At 68.6% G+C, this 16,950-nt stretch carries 19 protein-coding genes and 2 pseudogenes; 10 read left to right on the plus strand and 11 right to left on the minus strand.

Going from position 1 to position 16,950, the window contains the following annotated elements; translation table 11 throughout:
• Nucleotides 1-19: 19 nt before the first annotated feature.
• On the minus strand, nucleotides 20-2,287 hold the full coding sequence (locus C7T91_RS18865) for an ABC transporter permease subunit (RefSeq protein ID WP_236638325.1): 2,268 nt from the start codon (nucleotides 2,285-2,287) through the stop codon (nucleotides 20-22).
• On the opposite strand from C7T91_RS18865, the gene C7T91_RS36160 reads away from it, so the two are divergent.
• On the plus strand, nucleotides 2,171-2,908 hold the full coding sequence (locus C7T91_RS36160; protein ID WP_236638326.1) for a DUF1688 family protein: 738 nt from the start codon (nucleotides 2,171-2,173) through the stop codon (nucleotides 2,906-2,908). The genes C7T91_RS18865 and C7T91_RS36160 overlap by 117 nt on opposite strands.
• 31 nt (nucleotides 2,909-2,939) lie before the next feature.
• Nucleotides 2,940-3,572: a uracil phosphoribosyltransferase gene (gene upp, locus C7T91_RS18875; RefSeq protein ID WP_108260575.1), complete on the plus strand. Its 633-nt coding sequence runs from the start codon at nucleotides 2,940-2,942 to the stop codon at nucleotides 3,570-3,572.
• 45 nt (nucleotides 3,573-3,617) lie between these two features.
• Here upp and C7T91_RS18880 read toward each other — a convergent pair whose 3' ends face one another.
• Entirely contained in the window at nucleotides 3,618-3,902 is a 285-nt protein-coding gene (locus C7T91_RS18880) for a hypothetical protein (RefSeq protein WP_108260576.1), read from the minus strand.
• A gap of 107 nt (nucleotides 3,903-4,009) precedes the next feature.
• Here C7T91_RS18880 and C7T91_RS18885 point away from each other — a divergent pair.
• Nucleotides 4,010-4,621, plus strand: a pseudogene (locus C7T91_RS18885) (AAA family ATPase); the annotation flags it as partial.
• Between the two features lie 302 nt (nucleotides 4,622-4,923).
• On the opposite strand, the pseudogene C7T91_RS36165 reads toward C7T91_RS18885, so the two are convergent.
• From C7T91_RS36165 to C7T91_RS18925, 9 genes and pseudogenes are all read right to left on the minus strand, one after another.
• Nucleotides 4,924-5,400: pseudogene (locus C7T91_RS36165) on the minus strand (ABC transporter ATP-binding protein); the annotation flags it as partial.
• Complete coding sequence (locus C7T91_RS18895; RefSeq protein ID WP_108260578.1) at nucleotides 5,397-6,182, minus strand: ABC transporter permease; 786 nt, start codon at nucleotides 6,180-6,182, stop codon at nucleotides 5,397-5,399. The pseudogene C7T91_RS36165 and the gene C7T91_RS18895, both read right to left, overlap by 4 nt.
• Nucleotides 6,179-7,033 carry an ABC transporter permease gene (locus C7T91_RS18900; protein WP_108260579.1) on the minus strand — a complete coding sequence of 285 codons (855 nt, stop codon included), beginning with the start codon at nucleotides 7,031-7,033 and terminating at the stop codon, nucleotides 6,179-6,181. The genes C7T91_RS18895 and C7T91_RS18900 overlap by 4 nt, the downstream gene beginning before the upstream one ends.
• A gap of 10 nt (nucleotides 7,034-7,043) precedes the next feature.
• Nucleotides 7,044-8,078, minus strand: a complete 1,035-nt coding sequence (locus C7T91_RS18905) for an extracellular solute-binding protein (RefSeq protein WP_161555998.1) — start codon at nucleotides 8,076-8,078, stop codon at nucleotides 7,044-7,046.
• Nucleotides 8,079-8,300: 222 nt separating this feature from the next.
• A complete protein-coding gene (locus tag C7T91_RS18910; protein WP_108260581.1) occupies nucleotides 8,301-9,269 on the minus strand; it encodes a dipeptidase in 969 nt (322 codons plus the stop codon).
• A gap of 16 nt (nucleotides 9,270-9,285) precedes the next feature.
• Nucleotides 9,286-9,432: a hypothetical protein gene (locus tag C7T91_RS36170; RefSeq protein WP_236638327.1), complete on the minus strand. Its 147-nt coding sequence runs from the start codon at nucleotides 9,430-9,432 to the stop codon at nucleotides 9,286-9,288.
• Between the two features lie 17 nt (nucleotides 9,433-9,449).
• Nucleotides 9,450-10,001: an ABC transporter ATP-binding protein gene (locus C7T91_RS18915; RefSeq protein ID WP_236638328.1), complete on the minus strand. Its 552-nt coding sequence runs from the start codon at nucleotides 9,999-10,001 to the stop codon at nucleotides 9,450-9,452.
• Nucleotides 9,994-10,758 (minus strand): ABC transporter ATP-binding protein, encoded by a 765-nt coding sequence (locus tag C7T91_RS18920; protein ID WP_108260582.1) that lies wholly within the window; start codon nucleotides 10,756-10,758, stop codon nucleotides 9,994-9,996. Before C7T91_RS18920 ends, C7T91_RS18915 begins: the two co-directional genes overlap by 8 nt.
• On the minus strand, nucleotides 10,755-11,735 hold the full coding sequence (locus C7T91_RS18925; RefSeq protein WP_108260583.1) for a branched-chain amino acid ABC transporter permease: 981 nt from the start codon (nucleotides 11,733-11,735) through the stop codon (nucleotides 10,755-10,757). The genes C7T91_RS18920 and C7T91_RS18925 overlap by 4 nt, the downstream gene beginning before the upstream one ends.
• On the opposite strand from C7T91_RS18925, the gene C7T91_RS33645 reads away from it, so the two are divergent.
• The 7 genes from C7T91_RS33645 (at nucleotide 11,725) to C7T91_RS18965 (ending at nucleotide 16,807) form a co-directional block, all read left to right on the plus strand.
• Nucleotides 11,725-11,940, plus strand: a complete 216-nt coding sequence (locus C7T91_RS33645; RefSeq protein ID WP_201742145.1) for a hypothetical protein — start codon at nucleotides 11,725-11,727, stop codon at nucleotides 11,938-11,940. The genes C7T91_RS18925 and C7T91_RS33645 overlap by 11 nt on opposite strands.
• Before the next feature lie 121 nt (nucleotides 11,941-12,061).
• Complete coding sequence (locus tag C7T91_RS18935) at nucleotides 12,062-12,679, plus strand: TetR/AcrR family transcriptional regulator (RefSeq protein ID WP_236638329.1); 618 nt, start codon at nucleotides 12,062-12,064, stop codon at nucleotides 12,677-12,679.
• A gap of 105 nt (nucleotides 12,680-12,784) precedes the next feature.
• Nucleotides 12,785-13,963, plus strand: a complete 1,179-nt coding sequence (locus C7T91_RS18940) for an ABC transporter substrate-binding protein (protein ID WP_108260585.1) — start codon at nucleotides 12,785-12,787, stop codon at nucleotides 13,961-13,963.
• Nucleotides 13,964-14,019: 56 nt separating this feature from the next.
• Nucleotides 14,020-15,231, plus strand: a complete 1,212-nt coding sequence (locus C7T91_RS36175; protein ID WP_236638330.1) for a branched-chain amino acid ABC transporter permease — start codon at nucleotides 14,020-14,022, stop codon at nucleotides 15,229-15,231.
• 95 nt (nucleotides 15,232-15,326) lie between these two features.
• The gene (locus tag C7T91_RS18955) at nucleotides 15,327-15,794 is read left to right on the plus strand and encodes an outer membrane protein assembly factor BamE (RefSeq protein ID WP_108260819.1); all 468 of its coding nucleotides are present in this window, start codon (nucleotides 15,327-15,329) and stop codon (nucleotides 15,792-15,794) included.
• A 92-nt stretch (nucleotides 15,795-15,886) separates the two neighbouring features.
• Nucleotides 15,887-16,381 carry a hypothetical protein gene (locus tag C7T91_RS18960; protein ID WP_108260586.1) on the plus strand — a complete coding sequence of 165 codons (495 nt, stop codon included), beginning with the start codon at nucleotides 15,887-15,889 and terminating at the stop codon, nucleotides 16,379-16,381.
• A gap of 78 nt (nucleotides 16,382-16,459) precedes the next feature.
• The gene (locus C7T91_RS18965) at nucleotides 16,460-16,807 is read left to right on the plus strand and encodes a YbaB/EbfC family nucleoid-associated protein (protein WP_108260587.1); all 348 of its coding nucleotides are present in this window, start codon (nucleotides 16,460-16,462) and stop codon (nucleotides 16,805-16,807) included.
• Nucleotides 16,808-16,950 lie beyond the last annotated feature (143 nt).

A 16,950-nucleotide genomic window follows, 5' to 3' on the forward strand; every position in this document is an offset into this window, starting at 1 on the left:
AACTCCGCTTGCCGGGACATCAGGCGGCCACCACTTTCTGGCGGCTCTTGGAATAGACCGCGACGGCCAGGATGATCATCCCGCCGAGCAGGTAGGACTGCCAGGCGGCATTGAGGCCGAGGAAGTTGGTCGCGGTGTTGATCTGGACGATGAAGGCCGCGCCGAAGAGCGCCCCGACGAAGGAGCCGCGCCCGCCGAACAGGCTGCCGCCGCCGATCACCACCGCGGCGATGCTGGCGAGCGTGTAGTTCAGCCCGGCCCGCGGATCGCCGATGCCGACCTGCTCCATCATCGCGACGCCCGCGATCAGGGTCAGCACCGAGCAGCCGAGATAGGCGAAGAGCCGGAGCCTTGCGGGCGGCAGCCCGGCCATGCGGGCGACCTCGGGCTTCGAGCCGAGCGCGCGGAACGCCAGCCCCAGCCCGTGGCGGTAGAGCATCCATTCCAGCGCCACGGCAATCGCCGCAGCGACGAGGAACATCACCGGCACGAATCCGATCCGCGTGCCGGCGAGGCTGAGCAGATCGCCGTTGATCATGCCGCCCGGCGCGGGCCGCAGGATCAGCGACACCGCCTGCACGCCCATATACGTGGCCAGCGTCGCCACCATCGGATGCAGCCGGAGCGGCACGACGAGGCACCAGTTGAGGAAGCCGACGCCGAGCGCCGCCGCCAGCATCGCCGCGCCGCCCAAGGCCATCAGCCCGCCGGTGGCGCCGTCGAGAATGAAGAAGGAGGCGACCACCTGCACCAGCCCCATCAGCGGCCCGACCGACAGGTCGATGCCGCCGACCAGCATCAGCGCCTGCTGCCCGTAGGCGACCAGCGCCAGCGTCGAGATCAGCACCAGCATGCCGCCGATGTTGCGCCCGGTGAGGTAGTAGCCGTTCGCCGCCGAGACATAGGCGCCGAGCGCGAAAATCGCGAGCCCGACCATGACGATCGGCGCGAGATCGCCGGCCGCCCATTTCCAGAACCCGGCCGTCCCTTTCTCCGCCCCGTCCCGCACGGCGGTGGAGCGCAGGGCGGCGCCGGTGATGCCGTTCTCGGTCACCTCCTCCCCGGCCAGTTCCGACACCAGCTGGCCGCGCGAGAAGACCACGACCCGGTCGCAGAGCCCGGCGATCTCGGCGGCGTCCGACGACAGCACGATGATCGCCGTGCCACGCGATGCGAGGTCGCGCAGGATGCGGTAGATCTCGGCCCGCGCGCCGACATCGACGCCCTGGGTCGGCTCGTCGATCACCAGCACCTTCGGGCCGGTCGCGACCACGCTGGCCAGCACCAGCTTCTGCTGGTTGCCGCCCGAGAGCGACCCGATCGGCGTCTCGGTGCCCGGCGTCTTGACGGCATAGGCGCGGATCGCCTCCGCCGTGCGGCGGGTTTCCGAGGACCGGCTGGCAAACCCGGCGATCCGGTCCTTCAGCGGGCTGCGCGACGCGAAATTCTCGCGCAGCGACAGCTCGGCGAAGATGCCTTCGCGGTGGCGGTCGCCGGGGAGGTAGCTCAGCCCCGCGCGCATCGCCGTGATCGGCGAGCCGAGATCGGCGGGCTTGCCCCCGATCAGCGCGCGGCCCGAGCTGACCCGCCCCAGCCCGGCCAGCGCGCGGACGAAATCCTGCTGGCCGTTGTCGCTGATGCCGCCGACGCCGAGGATCTCGCCGCGGCGCAGGCCGAGGCTGACATCCGAGAAGCCGGAACCGCCCAGCCCCTCTAGCCGCAGGACCTCCGGCCCGAACTCCGTGCATTTCGGCGGGAATTCCTCCTCCAGGTCCATGCCGACGATCAGGTGGATGATTTCGTCCTCGCTGAGGCCGCGGGCCGGATAGGTGCCCTGCCCCTGCCCGTCGCGCAGCACGGTCAGCCGGTCGGCGATGGTCTGCACCTCGCGGATGCGGTGCGAGATGTAGACCACGGCCGCGCCGCGGGCGGTCACCTCGCGCACCCGGCGGAACAGCCGCTCGACATCCTCGGCGGCCAGATGCTCGGTCGGCTCGTCGAGCACCAGCACCTGCGGCTCGGAGGCCAGCGCCTTGACGATCTCGACGATGAAGCGCTGTTCGGCGCCCAGCGTCTCCACCCGGTCCGAGGGCGAGATCCCGGTGCTGTCGCTCCAGCGCGCCAGCAGCTCGCGCGACCAGGAGGCCAGCCGCGAGACCGGCGGCACCAGATGGCGCGGCATGCCGAGATAGAGGTTCTCGGCCACGGTCAAGTCCGGCAGCAGCGCCGGTTCCTGGCGGACGATGGCGATGCCCAGCTCGCGGGCGCGCTCGGGATCGCCGTTCACCGCCTCGCCGCAAAGCCGCACCGTGCCGCCGCTCGCGGCCAGATCGCCGACCACCTGGCCGGGCTGGCGGGCGAGGACGGGCTGGAGGCCGAGGCGATCCTCGGCGTCATCCTCGACACCCTGTCGCCGATCTGGGGCGAGGACCGCCCGACGCTCGGCGGCCGCTCGCTGGGCGATTGCTGGGCGCATCCGCAGGCCCCCGCCCCCGGCTTCGTGCCCTTCCACAAGCTCAGCCAGTGGCTGAGCTATTCGCTGATCGAACCGATGCAGCGGGCCGGCATCGAGGTCACCGGACTCGACCGGCTGACCGGCCTCGCCGAATACCGCAACGGCGGGCTGTTCCTCGATGCCGGGGTGATCGCGCTGCGACACCCGAAGGAGGCCGCTGTGCCGCAATCCCCCGACAGCCCGCTGATCGTGGAATGGCGCGCGCTGACCGTCGTGCTGCTCGACAAGGTGGCCGGGCTGGTCCGCAAGCGGCTGAAGCTGACGCCCGAGGAGCTGCCGCTGGCGGCGGTGCTCGAGGGCGGCACCTGGGCGACCGGCCGGCGGCTCGCCCGCCGCAAGCGCCCGGGCGGCACGCCGCCGATCAACATCCTCTCCACCGGCACCGTATTCTGAGACCTCCGAAGATCCCCGAAAGGCCATCCGCATGACCGATCATGTCACCGTCGTCGACCATCCGCTGGTGCAGCACAAGCTGACCGAGATGCGCAAGAAGGACACCTCGACCGCGTCCTTCCGCCGCCTGCTGCGCGAAATCGCCCATCTGCTGGCCTATGAGGTGATGCGCGACCTGCCGCTCGGCTCGATCAAAATCGAGACCCCGCTAGAAGAGATGAGCGCGCCGCAGATCGAAGGCAAGAAGCTGGTGCTGGTCTCGATCCTGCGCGCCGGCAACGGTCTGCTCGAAGGCGTGCTCGACCTGGTGCCGCAGGCCCGTGTCGGCCATATCGGCCTCTATCGCGACCCCGAGACGCTGGTCGCCGTCGAATACTACCTGAAGGTGCCCTCCGACATCGAGGACCGCCCGGTGATCGTCGTCGACCCGATGCTGGCCACCGCAAACTCGGCCTCGGCGGCCTTGACCCGGCTGAAGGAAGTCGGCGCCAAGAACATCAAGTTCCTCTGCCTCCTGGCCGCGCCCGAAGGGATCGAGACCCTGACCCGCGACCATCCGGACGTGCCGATCTTCACCGCCTCGATCGACGAGCGGCTCGACGATCACGGCTATATCCGCCCCGGCCTCGGCGATGCCGGCGACCGGATGTTCGGCACCCGCTGATCCCGGGCCCGGTCCCGTCCCGGCCCTGCGCCGGGACCTCGCCGGTCACAGGCGGTGCAGCTTCAGCCGTCCGAGACCGGCAAATTCCATGCGGATGCCCGGCCCGCCCGGGCCCAGCCGCAGGCTGCGGCCGACCTTGGCCGCCATGCGCGTGGTCTCCTCGTCGCGGCGCATGGTGACGCCCTCGTCGAGATTGTCGAGAATGTCCTCGACCCGCTGGTCGCGCGGAACCGGATCGGCCCGGCGCGCCGCGGCGGCGGCAAGTCCGGCGATCAGCGCATAGCGGAAGACCGTCCAGAAGATCGGGGAAAGCGGCAGGGCCAGGGGCATGCGTCAGTCTCCAATGTTTCCTTCAAGATAGGCACATGGCTCCGCCTTTTCCATATCCGCCCGCGACAGGGTTTCCCTTGGGCGGAGAAACGCGCTACGCCCCCGCCATGCCTCTCCGCGTCACCTCGCTGACCCTCTCGCATTTCCGCTCCCACCGCCGCGCCCGCCTGGCGCTCGACGGCCGCCCGGTCGCGCTTCACGGCCCGAACGGCGCGGGCAAGACCAACCTTGCCGAGGCGGTCTCGCTGCTCTCTCCGGGCCGCGGGCTGCGCCGCGCCACCGCAGACGAGCTGGTCCGCCGCCCCGAGGCGCTCGGCTGGAAGATCCGTGCCGAGGTCGAGGCACCGTCGGGCCTGCACGAGATCGAGACCTGGGCCGAATCCGGCCAGAGCCGCCAGGTGCGCATCGACGGCAAGGCGGCGACGCAGACGGCGCTGGGACGGATCGTCCGGCTGGTGTGGCTGATCCCGGCGATGGACCGGCTCTGGATCGAGGCGGCGGAGGGGCGGCGGCGCTTCCTCGACCGGATGGTGCTGAGCTTCGAGCCCGGCCATGCCGAGGCGGTGCTGGCCTATGAAAAGGCGATGCGCGACCGCAACCGGCTCCTGAAGGACGAGATCCGCGACCCGCACTGGCATGGCGCGCTCGAGGCGCAGATGGCCGAGGCCGGGGCGGCGATCATCGCGGCACGCGCCGCGGTGCTGGCGCGGCTGGAGGCGCCCGGCTGCCAGCCCGCCGCTTCGGCTGCGGCAGGCGGGGGCAGCGCGAAGAGCGCGGCAGGCGGGCTGCCGACGAAGCTGGCCGCAAAGGCGTTGGCCGGATGGCGGTAGATTTCCTGTGGCGTCCCGGCCTGCACGACGCCGCCCTCCTTCATCAGGATCACCCGGTCGGCGATGGACAGCGCCTCGGACTGGTCATGGGTGACCATCACCGTGGTGATCCCGGTGCGGTCATGCAGTTCGCGCAGCTCGGAGCGGACCGAACTGCGCAGCACCGCATCGAGATTGGAGAGCGGTTCGTCGAGCAGGAGGAGCCGCGGCCGGATGGCGATGGCCCGCGCGATGGCGACACGCTGCTGCTGCCCGCCCGAAAGCTCTGCCGGTCGCCGCCGCTCGAACCCGGTCAAGCCCACCGCAGCCAGCGCGTCGGCGACGCGGGTGCGGGTCTCGCCGCGCGACAGCCGCCGCATCTCCAGCCCGAAGCCGACGTTCTGTGCCACCGTCATGTGCGGGAAGAGCGCGTAGTTCTGGAAGACGAGGCCGATGTCGCGGTCCCATGCCGGGAGCCGGGTGATGTCCTCGCCGCCCAGCAGGATGCGGCCGCGGTCCGGCTCCAGCAGCCCCGAGAGGATGCGCAGCAGCGTGGATTTCCCGCAGCCCGAGGGGCCGAGCAGGGCGGCGAATTCCCCTTCGCCGATCTCAATGGCGGCATCGCGGAGCGCCGGAGCACCGCCATAGGACTTGGCGACGCCGTCGATCTGGACATGGGGAGACGTCATAGCCTGCGGGACCACTTGAATTTCAGCTCGCCCGCGATCACCGCGGCGAGGATCAGGGCGACGATCATCGCGCCGATGGCGAGGGTGATCGGGTCGACCCCCTGGCCGCGCAGCTGCGAATACATCCGCACCGGGAAGGTCATCCAGCGCGCTCCCGCGATGAAGGTCGTCACCACGACATCGTTGAACGAGACGAGGAAGGAGAACACCGCCGCCGTCAGCACGCCGGGCAGCGCCAGCGGGAAGGTCGTGCGCAGGAAGGCGCGCAGGGGACGCGCGCCGAGGCTGCGGGCGGCCTCCTCCATCTGCGGGTCGATGCCTGCCAGCGTCGCCAGCAGGATGCGCACCGAAAGCGGCAGGGTGATGACGGCATGGGCCAGCACCAGCCCGCCGAACGTGCCGCTGATCCCGAGCCTTGCGTAGATTTGCAGGAGCGCAATCGCCCAGACCACCAGCGGCAGGGTCAGCGGCGCGAGCAGCAGCAGCTCGACCAGCGCCCGGCTTTTCAGACCGCCGCGCGAGAGGCCCGTCGCCGCCATCAGCCCGGCGGTGACCGAGATCGCGGTCGAGACGCAGGCGATGATCGTGCTGTTGATCAGCGCGCCGCGGTATTCCGGGCTGTCGAGCGCCGCCCCGAACCAGCGCAGCGACAGCTCGCGCGGCGGGAAGCGGAAGAACTTGCCGTCATCGAAGGCCGAGAAGATCAGCACGGCCACCGGGGCGAGAAGGAAGAGCAGGACGGCGCCGGTCAGCAGCGCCCAGAGGACACCGGAGAGCTTCATCGCGCGGCTCCGGGCAGGGCCTGCCGGATCGCCCAGCCGAGCGCGCCGATCGCGGCCAGGATGGCCAGCATGACGACCGCGAGCGCGGAGGCGAAGGGCCAGTCGAGCACCAGCGAGGCCTGCTGGTAGGCCATGGTGGCGAAGGTCGGGATCTTGCCCTGGCCGAGGATCAGCGGCGTGACGAAGGCGGTCAGCGTAGCGCAGAAGACCAGCGCCGATCCCGCCAGCAGGCCGGGCGCGCAGAGCGGCAGGATGATCCGCGTCCAGACTGCCCGGCGCCGCGCGCCGAGCGACATGGCGGCGCCTTCGGCATCGCGGGGCAGCCGGTCCATCGCCGCGACCAGCGGCAGCACCATCAGCGGCAGGAAGGCATGGACCAGCCCGATCAGGATGCCCGCCTGGGTGCCGAGCAGCTTCCAGGACCGGTCGATCAGGCCGAGGCTCTTCAGCGTGCCATTGAGCACGCCCAGGGGACCAATCAGGTTGACGATCCCCAGCGTCGGCAGCAGCGCGCCGCAGACCATCGGGATCAGCACGACGGCCAGGACCAGCCCGCGGAACCGTCCGGCGCGCCGCACGATCCACCAGGCGAGCGGCAGCGCCAGCGCAGCGCAGATGGCCGTGGTGGCGAGGCTCAGCCAGATCGTCCGCGCGAGCCCGGTCATGTAGTAGCTGTCGGTCGTTATGCGGCGGTAGTGTTCGCCCGTCGGCGTGACGTCGAGCATCAGCGACCCCGGCGGCTGCGACCACAGGCTCATCGCCAGCAGCAGCAGGAACGGCGCAAGGAACACGCCGGCCGTCAGGAGGACGGCCGGGGCAACGAGGCCCCTGGCGCTTTTCGCGGCGAGCATTGCGGCGTCCCTACTGCGCGAGGATTTCCTTGTTCCAACGCTCGGTCCAGTCCGAGCGCTGCTCGATCAGCCAAGACCAGTCGAGCTGCAGCAGGCTCGCCACTTCGTCGGGCGAGTTGATCGTGTCGGCCGCCGCGGCATCGCTCAGCTCCACCGTGGAATTGGTCGGGCCGAAATAGATCTCCTCGGCATAGGCCTTCTGGGTCTCCGCCGAGAGCGCGTATCCTATGAACATCTCCGCCAGCTCCGGGTTCGGGCTGTCCGCCACCTGGCAGACCATGTCGCGGATCAGCACCGGGCCCGGATCGGTCGGGAAGCTGAAGCCGATGCCGGGAAATTCCTTGAGCCCCGCGAGGACGTAGCCCGAGATCATCGGCGCCATGGCGACCTCGCCCGCCTCCATCAGCGCGAACACCTCCTCGAGGCTGGTATAGACCAGCGCGGGCGCGCCGAGCTCGGCCACCTTGGCAAAGGCCGCATCCGCGTCATGCTCGTCCGTGCCCTCGAGCCGTGCCGCGACTCCAAGGAGCCCGCCGCCCTCGGAGCTGGGATAGGGCGCCATGCCGATCATGCCCTTGTAGTCCGGGTTCCACATGTCGGCCCATTCCGGCGGCTCGGAGACGAGATCCTTCGAATAGGCAATTCCGAGCCCGACCAGCGACATGGCATAGCAGCCCTCGTTCATGCCCTCCCAGACCGATTTGTACATGTCGCTCCCGGGATCGGGCGGCACCACCAGCCCGTCGGCCAGCAGCTGCGGCGCCTCGTAGATGTTCTGGAAGGTGGCATCCATCGTGGGGTTCTGCCGCTCGGCATAGATCTTGGACATGCGGTCGCCCGAGCCGCCGAGCAGGAATTCGACCTTGGCTCCGGTCGCGGCTTCCAGCGGCGCCGCGGCATGTTCCTTGAGCAGCCGCTCGATATCGCCGCCCCAGGTGCCGACGACCAGCGTCTGGCCGGAAAAATCCTGTGCAGCCACCGCACCGGCCGCGAGAACCGCCCCCGCCGCAAGCGACGCCCTGATGAAATGACCCGTTCCGAACACGTTGAAATCTCCCGGCAATGGACTTCGGCGGACCTGCGGGTCCCGCCCTCTGCAGCCACGCCACGGCGGCGGCCGCTCCAGGAAAGCTCCGCATGCTGAGTGATTTCGCCAGACACGAGCGGCGGTGAAATATTCATCGGGGAAAACCGCCCGCGGCGGGAAAATTGGGCTCATTCTGCATCCGGGCCGCCCGGAACCGGGCGGCGCGGCAGGGGACCGGCGCTACCAGACGCGGTCGAGCAGGGAGAGCCAGTTCTCGCCCATGATCCGGCGGATCTTGGTCTCGGACCAGCCGGCGCGCTCCATCGCGGCGGTCAGGTTCGGGAAATCGGCGATGGAGCCCAGCCCGTCAGGGAACTCGACCTCCCAGATTTCGGTGAGCTGGCGGGCATAGCCCTTGTCGCGGTTGAGATACTCGAAGAACTTCGCACCGTAGCCCATGGTGAAGTCGGTGCCGAAGCCGGTGCGCTCCTCCCCCACGAGATTGACGATGTAGTCGATCGCGGCGACGTAGTCGTCGATGGTCGCGCCGTTTCCGGCGGCGAGGAAGGGCGGGAACATGGTCACCCCGACGAAGCCGTCCTGGTCCGCGATGAAGCGAAGCTGCTCGTCCGACTTGTTCCGCGGATGCGCCTTCAATCCGGCGGGCAGGCAGTGGCTGTAGGCGACGGGCTTCTTCGAGGCGCGGATCACGTCCTCGGAGGTCTTCGGGCCGACATGGCTGAGATCGCAGAGCATGCCGACGCGGTTCATCTCGGCGACGACCTCGTGGCCGAAATCCGACAACCCGCTGTCGACGGACTCGTAGCAGCCCGAGCCCACGAGGTTGCGGGTGTTGTAGGTCATCTGCACGATGCCGACGCCCTGTTCCTTGAAGAGCTCGATGAATTCCAGCCGGTCCTCGAAGGCCGAGGTGTTCTGGAAGCCCAGCACCACCGCGGTCTTGCCCTCCGCCTTGGCCTTGCGGATGTCGGCGACGGTTTTCGCCTTGGTGATCAGGTCGCCATGGTTGCGGAACATGCCGTTCCAGCGGCCGATTTCCAGCATCGTGTCGCGGAAGTTCTCCCAGACCGAGCAGGTGCAGTTGGCGGCGGTCAGCCCGCCCGCCTGCATCGCCTCGAAGACCGGGCGGCCCCAGTCGGAAATGATGAGCCCGTCGAAGACAATCAGATCATCGTGCAGCGTGGTCATGTCTTGGTCCTTGGTGTCAGAGATAGATGTTGCGCACGATCGCGTCGTGATCGCCCGCCATGGCGCGGACATCGCCGCCATCGACCACCTGCCCGTCGCGCAGGACGATGAAGCGGTCGGCGGCGCGGAAGGCCAGGTTCAGGTTCTGCTCGACCATCAGCATGGTGACGCCCTCGGTCTTCAGTGCGTCGATGATCTGGGCGATCTCTTCGCAGAATTGCGGCGAGAGCCCACCCGGGGCTCGTCGAGCAGCAAGAGCCGCGGCTTCGACATCAGCGCGCGGCCGATGGCGACCATCTGCTGCTCGCCGCCCGAGAGCGTCCGGGTCGGCTGGCGGCGGCGCTCCTTCAGGCGGGGGAAGCGGTCGTAGATGCCCGCGAGGGTTCCGGCCAGTTCGCGCCCGCCGCGACGCATCGCGCCGAGCCTGAGGTTGTCCTCAACCGAAAGGTCGGGGAAGAGGTCGCGCGCCTGGCTGACCTGGGCGATGCCATGGGCGAAGATGCGGTGCGGCGGTAGCCCGGCGGTCTCGGTGCCGTCGAAGAGCACCGAGCCGGAACTCGGCCGCACGAAGCCGCAGACCGCGTTGAGCGAGGTCGATTTGCCCGAGCCGTTGGCGCCGAGCAACGTCAGGCATTCGCCGGGCAGGACATCATAGGAGGCGCCGCGCAGGATCGGCTTCTTGCCGTAGCCGACATGCAGGTCGCGGATTTCGAGAAGCGGTTTGTCAGGCATGTCCGAGATAGGCCTCCAGCACGGCGCGGTCCTCGCGGATTTCGGCGGGCGTTCCCTCGGCGATGCGGGCGCCTGCCGCCATCACCAGGATCCGGTCGGCGGCGGCCATGACCAGCTCCACCGCATGCTCGATCAGCAGGATTCCGACCCCCTTTTCGCCGGCCAGACGCTTGATGATGTCCATCATCTGCGCGCGCGCCACCGGCGAGAGGCCGACCGCCGGCTCGTCGAGCAGCAGCACCGGCGGATCGGAGGCGACGGTGCGCACGATCTCGACGATGCGCTGCTGCCCGCCCGAGAGGTCCCCGGCCCGCGTGTCGGCCATGTGGTCCATCGACATCAGCTTCAGCAGGTCCCGCGCCTTGGCGATCATCGCCGCCTCGGACTCTAGGGTCTTCGCGCGGCCCAGCAGGATGTCGAGAAAGCTACCCTCGGTCTGGGCATGCAGCCCGGTCAGCACGTTTTCCAGCACGGTAAGTTCGGGGAAGAGCCCGCCGTTCTGGAAGGTGCGGCGGATGCCCTTCTCGGCGATCTCGTGCGGGGTGAGCTTCGTCAGTTCCTCGCCCTTCAAGAGGACGCTGCCCGAAGTCGGCGCGACATAGCCCGAGATCGCGTTGAAGAGCGTCGATTTCCCGGCGCCGTTCGGTCCGATCACGGCACGGATCTGGCCTTCCTCGAGGCGGAAGGACACGCCGTCGAGCGCGGTCAGCCCCGAGAAACGGACCGAGAGCCCGGTGGTTTCCAGAAGCAGGGTCATGCGCCCTCCCGGTAATGGCGTTCGATGAAGATCGGCGAGGCGCGGCGCAGCAGGCTGGCCAGCCCCTTGGGCATCGCCACCAGCACGGCCGCGACGATCAGGCCGAAGAACAGTTCCTCCATCCCCGGAAAGGCGCGCAGGTATTCGGGCAGCGCGGTCAGCAGGACGGCGCCCAGCACCGCGCCGAGGACCGAGCCGAGCCCGCCCACCAGCACCATCGCAAAGGAGGCGATCAGCTGCAGCATGCCGAAGCTTTCGGGGAAGACATGGCCGACATGGCGGGCAAAGAGCGCGCCGGCGCAGCCGACGACAAGCCCCGACCAGGCGAAGGTGGCGAGAATTACCCGCGCCGTCGGAATGGCGAGCGAGGCGGTGGCGATCTCGTTCTCCCGCACCGCCATGACGGCGCGGCCGAAGCGCGAGCGCAACAGGTTCAGCGTGCCCTTCACCAGAAGCACCGTAACGGCGAGGAAGATGTAGAATTTCAGCGTGTCGTCCGAAAGCGAGATGCCGAACATCGTCTCGCGCGGCATCGCCATGCCGTCGGTGCCGCCGGTCAGCGGCTTGGCATGCAGATAGGCCCACCGCATCAGCTCGCCGAAGGCCAGGGTGATGATGGCGAGGTAGTAGCTGCGGATGCCGCGCAGCGCCGCGACCGAGGCGAGGAAGCCGCCGAGCGCGCCGAAGGCCCCGGCGACTGGCACGGTCAGGATCCACGGGATCCCGAGCTTGGCCGAGAGGATCGCCGAGACATAGGCGCCGATGCCGAAGAAGGCGGTGTTGGCGAAGGCAAGCTGGCCGAGATTGCCGATGACGAGGCTGAAGCCCAGCGTCACCAGCACCGAGATCAGCATGCCGTTGACGATGAACTGGGTATAGGCATTCGTCGCCAGCGGCAGGAACAGCAGGAGCACGGGCACGGCCCAGAACAGGACGGTGCGCAGGCTCTGCTGGCGGGAGGTCGGCATGTTGGTCATCGCGTTACACCTTCACCACGGCCTTGCGGCCGAACAGTCCCTGCGGGCGGACGAAGAGGACGAGGACGATCACCAGATAGGCGGTGATCTCGATCGAATCGCGCGGGCCCTCGGTGCGGAACCCGGCCCGGCGGGAGAGGCCTTCCTGTCGCTTGCGCGGTCCGAGACGGCGCAGTTGCGGGAAGCAGGCGGCGAAACCGCCTAGAAAGCGGGCGACTGCGGGGGCGCCGGGCCTGTTTCCGAGGCAGAAGAGACGATTTCGCGGTCCGGAACGAAACGAATCTTAAAAACCGACCGAGCGGTTTGTTAATGATGTGGTCATGACGATGACCAGACGCAGGACCCAGGACGAACGCAGCGCCGAGACCCGCAGGCTTCTGCTGGATGCGACTGTCCGTTCGCTGATGGAAGTGGGCTACGCCAATACCAGCACCGCCGGGATCGCCCGGAGGGCAGGGGTGTCGCGCGGGGCGCAGACCCATCACTATCCGGGCAAGATGGACCTGATCGTGGCCGCAACGGCCGAGATGTTCGCGAATTTCGCCGATGGCATGGAACGGCTCGCCGCTGATCTGCGCGCGGGACGGATCGACCTAGACGGCTTCTTCGAAGCAGCTTGGGACAATGTCCTTCATGGCGACTGGTTCTATTCGTCGCTCGAAATCATCGTCGCGGCGCGCGGCGACGAGGAGCTGCGCGGCCATCTTGCACCGCTGATCCTCGACCTGCATGCGAAGTTCGAGACCACCTGGTCGCGCAGCTTCGTGGCCACCGCCCCCGAGGTCGTCTCGGCACGGGTGGCCATGAACCTTGTCATGAACGTCTTCCGCGGCATGGCCGTGCAGGCGGTCCTGCGCCGGGACGAACGCTATTTCCGGGAAATGCTCGAGGCGGTGAAAGCTGTCCTCGCCGTGCATGTCCGGCCGGTAACACCGGACGCGTGACCAAAAAACAAACCGGTCGGTCGGCAAGTTAATGGCTTGTTGACCACCGACATCAACGCGGCGCCAGACCGTGATCTTTCCAGACAGACCAACAGGAGCCAGAAGATGCGAACACTTGCCTCCGTCCTTGCCGTTGTTGCCGTAGCGGCAGCGCCGGCAATCGCCCAGGATGCGTCCTGGGAGACCGAGGGTCTCACCGGCGATGCCATCACCATCGGCGTGATGGGCCCGTTTTCCGGAAATGCCTCCTCCTACAGCAAGGCGCTGATCGGGATGATGGCCTATTACGACAAGATCAACGAGGAAGGCGGCGTTCACGGCCGCAAGCTGGTCGCGGTGCAGGAAGACACCGCCTGCGACAGCGCCAAGGGGCTGGCCGCCGCCAAGAAGCTGATTTCGCAGGACAAGGTCTTCATGCTGCAGGGCAATTCCTGCTCGGGCGTGGCGCTGGCGCTGCGGCCGACGATCGAGGAAGCGGGCCTGCCGTGGATCGTCGCCCATGCGGTCAGCGACTCGATCTCCGATCCGCTGGCAAGGAACATCTTCCACGGCGTGCCGACCGGCGGCGCCAATGGCCGGGCGATGGCCGCCTTCGTGCTCTCGAAGCCCGATACAAAGAACGTCGCGGTCATCGAGCACTCGAACGACTGGGCGCACAGCTATTCCAATCCGGCCCGCGCCTATCTGGAAGAGCACGGCGTCACGCCCTCGCTCGACCTGACCATGGAACGCGGCCAGACCGATGCCACCGCCCAGGTGCTGAAGCTGCGCCAGCAGAAGCCCGATTTCATCATCGCCGCGCTCTACGAGGCCGAGACCGCCATCTTCCTGCGCGACCTGAAGAAATACGGGCTGGGCGACATTCCGGTCATGGGCACCGCGGGCACCGACCTTGAAAACACGCTCAAGCGCACCGGCGATTTCGACACGGTGAAGAACTACTACGTGATCCATTCCTACGTGGACAATCTCGACGGGCCGAAGATGGAGCCCTGGGGCGAGATGATCCACAAATACTATCCCGACGAGGAGCTTTCGACCTTCTCCTTCGTCTCGATCGGCTCGGCCGAGGCGCTGGTCGCCGCGCTCGAGGCCGCCGGACCCGACCTGACCCGGTCGAAGCTGATGGCGGCACTGGAAGAGGTCCGCGATTTCGACACTGGAATCCTCTCGGATCCGATCACCTGGACGCCGGAGGATCACCAAGGCGTCAAGGGCTCTGCCGTGGCGGGCTTCGTCGATGGCGAGCCGACCGTGCTCAAGGCCTGGGGCCAGCCCTACTGATCCCCTGACCGCCGGGCGCGGCGCGCCCGGCCCATCCCATCCAAGGAGCAGACAAGATGCTGTTGCAGCTCACCCTGGGAGGGCTTTCCCAGGGCATGATCTATGCGCTCGTCGCGCTGTCGCTGACGGTGGTCTACCGCTCGACGACGGTGGTGAATTTCGGCCATGGCGATTTCGTGATGGCAGGGGCCTTCCTGTCCTACGTCCTCGTCGTGCTAGCCGGGATCGCCTTCCTGCCCGCCGCTGCGCTGGCGATGATCGCCATGTTCGTCCTCGGGCTTCTCTTCAACCGCGGCCTGATCCGTCCCGTGAAGGGCGGGCCGCATATCGGCCTGGCGCTGATGTGCATCGCGGCGGGCTACCTCTTGCGCGGCATCGCGCGGATGGTCTGGGGCCGCGAGGTGCTGCCGATGCCCCCCGTGTTCGACATGGACCCGATCTTCCTCGGCGATCTGGTCATCACCGGCGACGCCGTCTTCATCATCGGCACGGTGCTGGTGCTGCTCCTCGTCTTCTTCGGGCTGCTGGCGCTGACCGATCTCGGCAAGATGGTGCAGGCGGTCTACCAGAGCCCGCGCGGCGCGCGGCTGATCGGCCTGAATGTCGAGCGGTTCGACGATTTCGCCTGGGGCGTGGGCGCGGCGCTCGGCGCGCTCGGCGGCATCCTGGTGGCGCCGGTCTCGCTGCTGCATCCGGACCTTGGCGCGGCCTTCCTGATCAAGGGCTTTGCCGCGATGACGCTGGGCGGCTTCGGGTCGCTGGGCGGCGCGGTGCTGGGCGGGGTGCTCCTCGGCATCGCCGAGCAATATGCCGGGGCCTATGTCGACACCGCGCTCGTGCATCACCTCCGTCAGGTCGAGCACCCTGGGCAGCGGCTCGGCGCTGTCGTCTTCGGGCATTTCCGCCTCGCCGGCTTCGTCGGGCTCTTCCCAGACCGCGAGATAGCGCCGCTCGGTGTCTTCCTCGAGCCGCGTCGTCACCGGGGCGAGGGTGACTGTGCAGGGCTGCACCACGGTGGCGCCCAGATGCGCTTCGAGCCGCCAGTCGCGGCTGCTTTCGGGCAGGAGGCGGCCTTCGAAGCGCAGCTTGCGCAGGCCGAGCAGTTCCAGGTCGCCGCGCAGCGCCTCGAGCGCGGCGGCATCGGGTTCCAGCCGGAAGGCGGCGCCTTCGCGGGGCAGCTTGGAGAAGACGATCTCGGTGCCCTCGATTCGGTCGGGCCCCTGGCCTTTGTCTGTGGCTCTTGTGGTCATGGCTGCATCCTTCCTTGAAGTGGGGCGCCGGCTTGGATAACTCGGGGAACAGCATGCGGGCAAGCCGGCAGGACCGGCGGACCGCGCAACCGGAACGGACGGAAGTGCAGGTGATGACGGTGGGTCGTATCAAGAGCGCGATTCTGGGCACGGGCCTGGCAACGGCCCTGGCGGGGCTCTCGGCCTGCACCACGATGGTCGACAATTACGGCTACGTGCCGACGGACATGCAGCTGCAGGAGATCCAGGTGGGCGGCGACACCCGCGAAAGCGTCGCCGACAAGGTGGGCATGCCGCCGCTCGAGGATTTCCGCCGCGACAATGTCTGGTACTACATCGCCAGCAAGACCGAGACCTATGCCTGGCGCGCGCCGGAAACCGTCGACCGCCAGGTGGTGGCGATCCGCTTCGCCGACGGCGGCTCGGTCTCGAACATCGAGCGGTTCGGGCTGGAGGACGGCGAGGTGGTGACCCTGTCGCGCCGCGTCACCGAAAGCGCCGTGCCCGACATGGGCTTCCTGCGCGGCCTGTTCAGCAATACCTCGCTGGCGCCGTCCCTGCCGAGCGAAGACGCGCTCTGAGCACGGAGGCGACCGCGGGCGCGGGCGGGCGCTACCGCCTGCGGGCGGCGCGCAGCCCCGCCCCCGTCGCCCGCGCCGCGGCACCGGTGCGGATGGCAGGCGGTACCGCCGCCCAGCCGGTGGCACAGGCAGCCCCCGCGCTTTCGGCCTTCCCCAGCTTCGAGGCGGTTCTGGAGCTGATCCGCGACAAGCGCGACATGCACCTTCTGGTCGAGGCCGAGACCGGCATCCGCCTGGTCTCCTACAGCCCCGGCCGGATCGAGTTCACCCCCGCCCCCGGGGCGGCGCGCGACCTCGCCTCCAAGCTCGGCATGAAGCTGCAGCAATGGACCGGCGCCCGCTGGGCCGTGTCGGTCTCGAATGCGGGCGGCGCGCCGACCGTGGCCGAGGCCCGCGATGCCGAGAAGGCGGATGCGCTCGACCATGCCCGCAGCCATCCCGGCATCGCCGCGGTGCTCGCCGCGCTGCCTGGGGCGCGGCTGGTCGAGGTGCTGCCGGTGCCCACACCCGAGGAAGCCGCCGCCGCCGAGGCGCTGCCGGAAATCGAGGAAATCGACGACGACTGGGATCCCTTCGAGTCGGAATGAGCGGCGCCTGCGGCTTGTGCACGGACCCGTGAGTCCCTAGATCCGCCGGGAACACGCGAACCATACGGGAGAACCGCGATGCTGAAAGGTCTGGGCGCCCTGGGCGACATGGGCAAGATGATGAAGGCCGCGCAGGAGATGCAGTCGAAGATGGCCGCACTCCAGGACGAGCTCGACACCATCATCGTCGAGGGCGAATCCGGCGCGGGCCTGGTGCGCGCCACCGCCACCGCCAAGGGCGAGCTGAAGAGCCTGGAAATCGACCCCAAGGTCTTCTCGCCCGAGGACAAGGAAATGGCCGAAGACCTGATCCTCGCCGCGATCAAGGACACCCAGGCCCGCGCCTCGAAGCGCGCCCAGTCCGAGATGGGCAAGCTCGCCGAGAGCATGGGCCTGCCTGCCGACATGAAGCTGCCGGGCATGTGAGCCCGCCGCCCGCGGCGCCGCCTTGCGGTGCCCGGGCCCGTCCGGGAGCACGGTCTTCCCCGGCCGCCCCCGGGCGGGCTTGCCGTCGCCGCCGGAGGCCGGGCTGGCGAAGGGGGCCTTGTCCTCGGCGAAGCCGGGCAGCG

It is taken from the genome of Mangrovicoccus ximenensis (assembly GCF_003056725.1).
In the GTDB taxonomy this organism is placed as follows: domain Bacteria; phylum Pseudomonadota; class Alphaproteobacteria; order Rhodobacterales; family Rhodobacteraceae; genus Mangrovicoccus; species Mangrovicoccus ximenensis.

Coding starts and splice junctions, on each gene's coding strand:
- C7T91_RS18920 (WP_108260582.1), bottom strand. CDS start 10,758: ATGACCCTGCTTCTGGAAACCACCGGGCTCTCGGTCCGTTTCTCGGGG.
- upp (WP_108260575.1), top strand. CDS start 2,940: ATGACCGATCATGTCACCGTCGTCGACCATCCGCTGGTGCAGCACAAG.
- C7T91_RS18960 (WP_108260586.1), top strand. CDS start 15,887: ATGGCAGGCGGTACCGCCGCCCAGCCGGTGGCACAGGCAGCCCCCGCG.
- C7T91_RS18900 (WP_108260579.1), bottom strand. CDS start 7,033: ATGCTCGCCGCGAAAAGCGCCAGGGGCCTCGTTGCCCCGGCCGTCCTC.
- C7T91_RS18955 (WP_108260819.1), top strand. CDS start 15,327: ATGACGGTGGGTCGTATCAAGAGCGCGATTCTGGGCACGGGCCTGGCA.
- C7T91_RS18910 (WP_108260581.1), bottom strand. CDS start 9,269: ATGACCACGCTGCACGATGATCTGATTGTCTTCGACGGGCTCATCATT.
- C7T91_RS33645 (WP_201742145.1), top strand. CDS start 11,725: ATGTTGGTCATCGCGTTACACCTTCACCACGGCCTTGCGGCCGAACAG.
- C7T91_RS36170 (WP_236638327.1), bottom strand. CDS start 9,432: ATGCTGATGGTCGAGCAGAACCTGAACCTGGCCTTCCGCGCCGCCGAC.
- C7T91_RS18915 (WP_236638328.1), bottom strand. CDS start 10,001: ATGCCTGACAAACCGCTTCTCGAAATCCGCGACCTGCATGTCGGCTAC.
- C7T91_RS18925 (WP_108260583.1), bottom strand. CDS start 11,735: ATGACCAACATGCCGACCTCCCGCCAGCAGAGCCTGCGCACCGTCCTG.
- C7T91_RS18965 (WP_108260587.1), top strand. CDS start 16,460: ATGCTGAAAGGTCTGGGCGCCCTGGGCGACATGGGCAAGATGATGAAG.
- C7T91_RS18935 (WP_236638329.1), top strand. CDS start 12,062: ATGACCAGACGCAGGACCCAGGACGAACGCAGCGCCGAGACCCGCAGG.
- C7T91_RS18940 (WP_108260585.1), top strand. CDS start 12,785: ATGCGAACACTTGCCTCCGTCCTTGCCGTTGTTGCCGTAGCGGCAGCG.
- C7T91_RS18895 (WP_108260578.1), bottom strand. CDS start 6,182: ATGAAGCTCTCCGGTGTCCTCTGGGCGCTGCTGACCGGCGCCGTCCTG.
- C7T91_RS18880 (WP_108260576.1), bottom strand. CDS start 3,902: ATGCCCCTGGCCCTGCCGCTTTCCCCGATCTTCTGGACGGTCTTCCGC.
- C7T91_RS36160 (WP_236638326.1), top strand. CDS start 2,171: ATGGCGCGGCATGCCGAGATAGAGGTTCTCGGCCACGGTCAAGTCCGG.
- C7T91_RS36175 (WP_236638330.1), top strand. CDS start 14,020: ATGCTGTTGCAGCTCACCCTGGGAGGGCTTTCCCAGGGCATGATCTAT.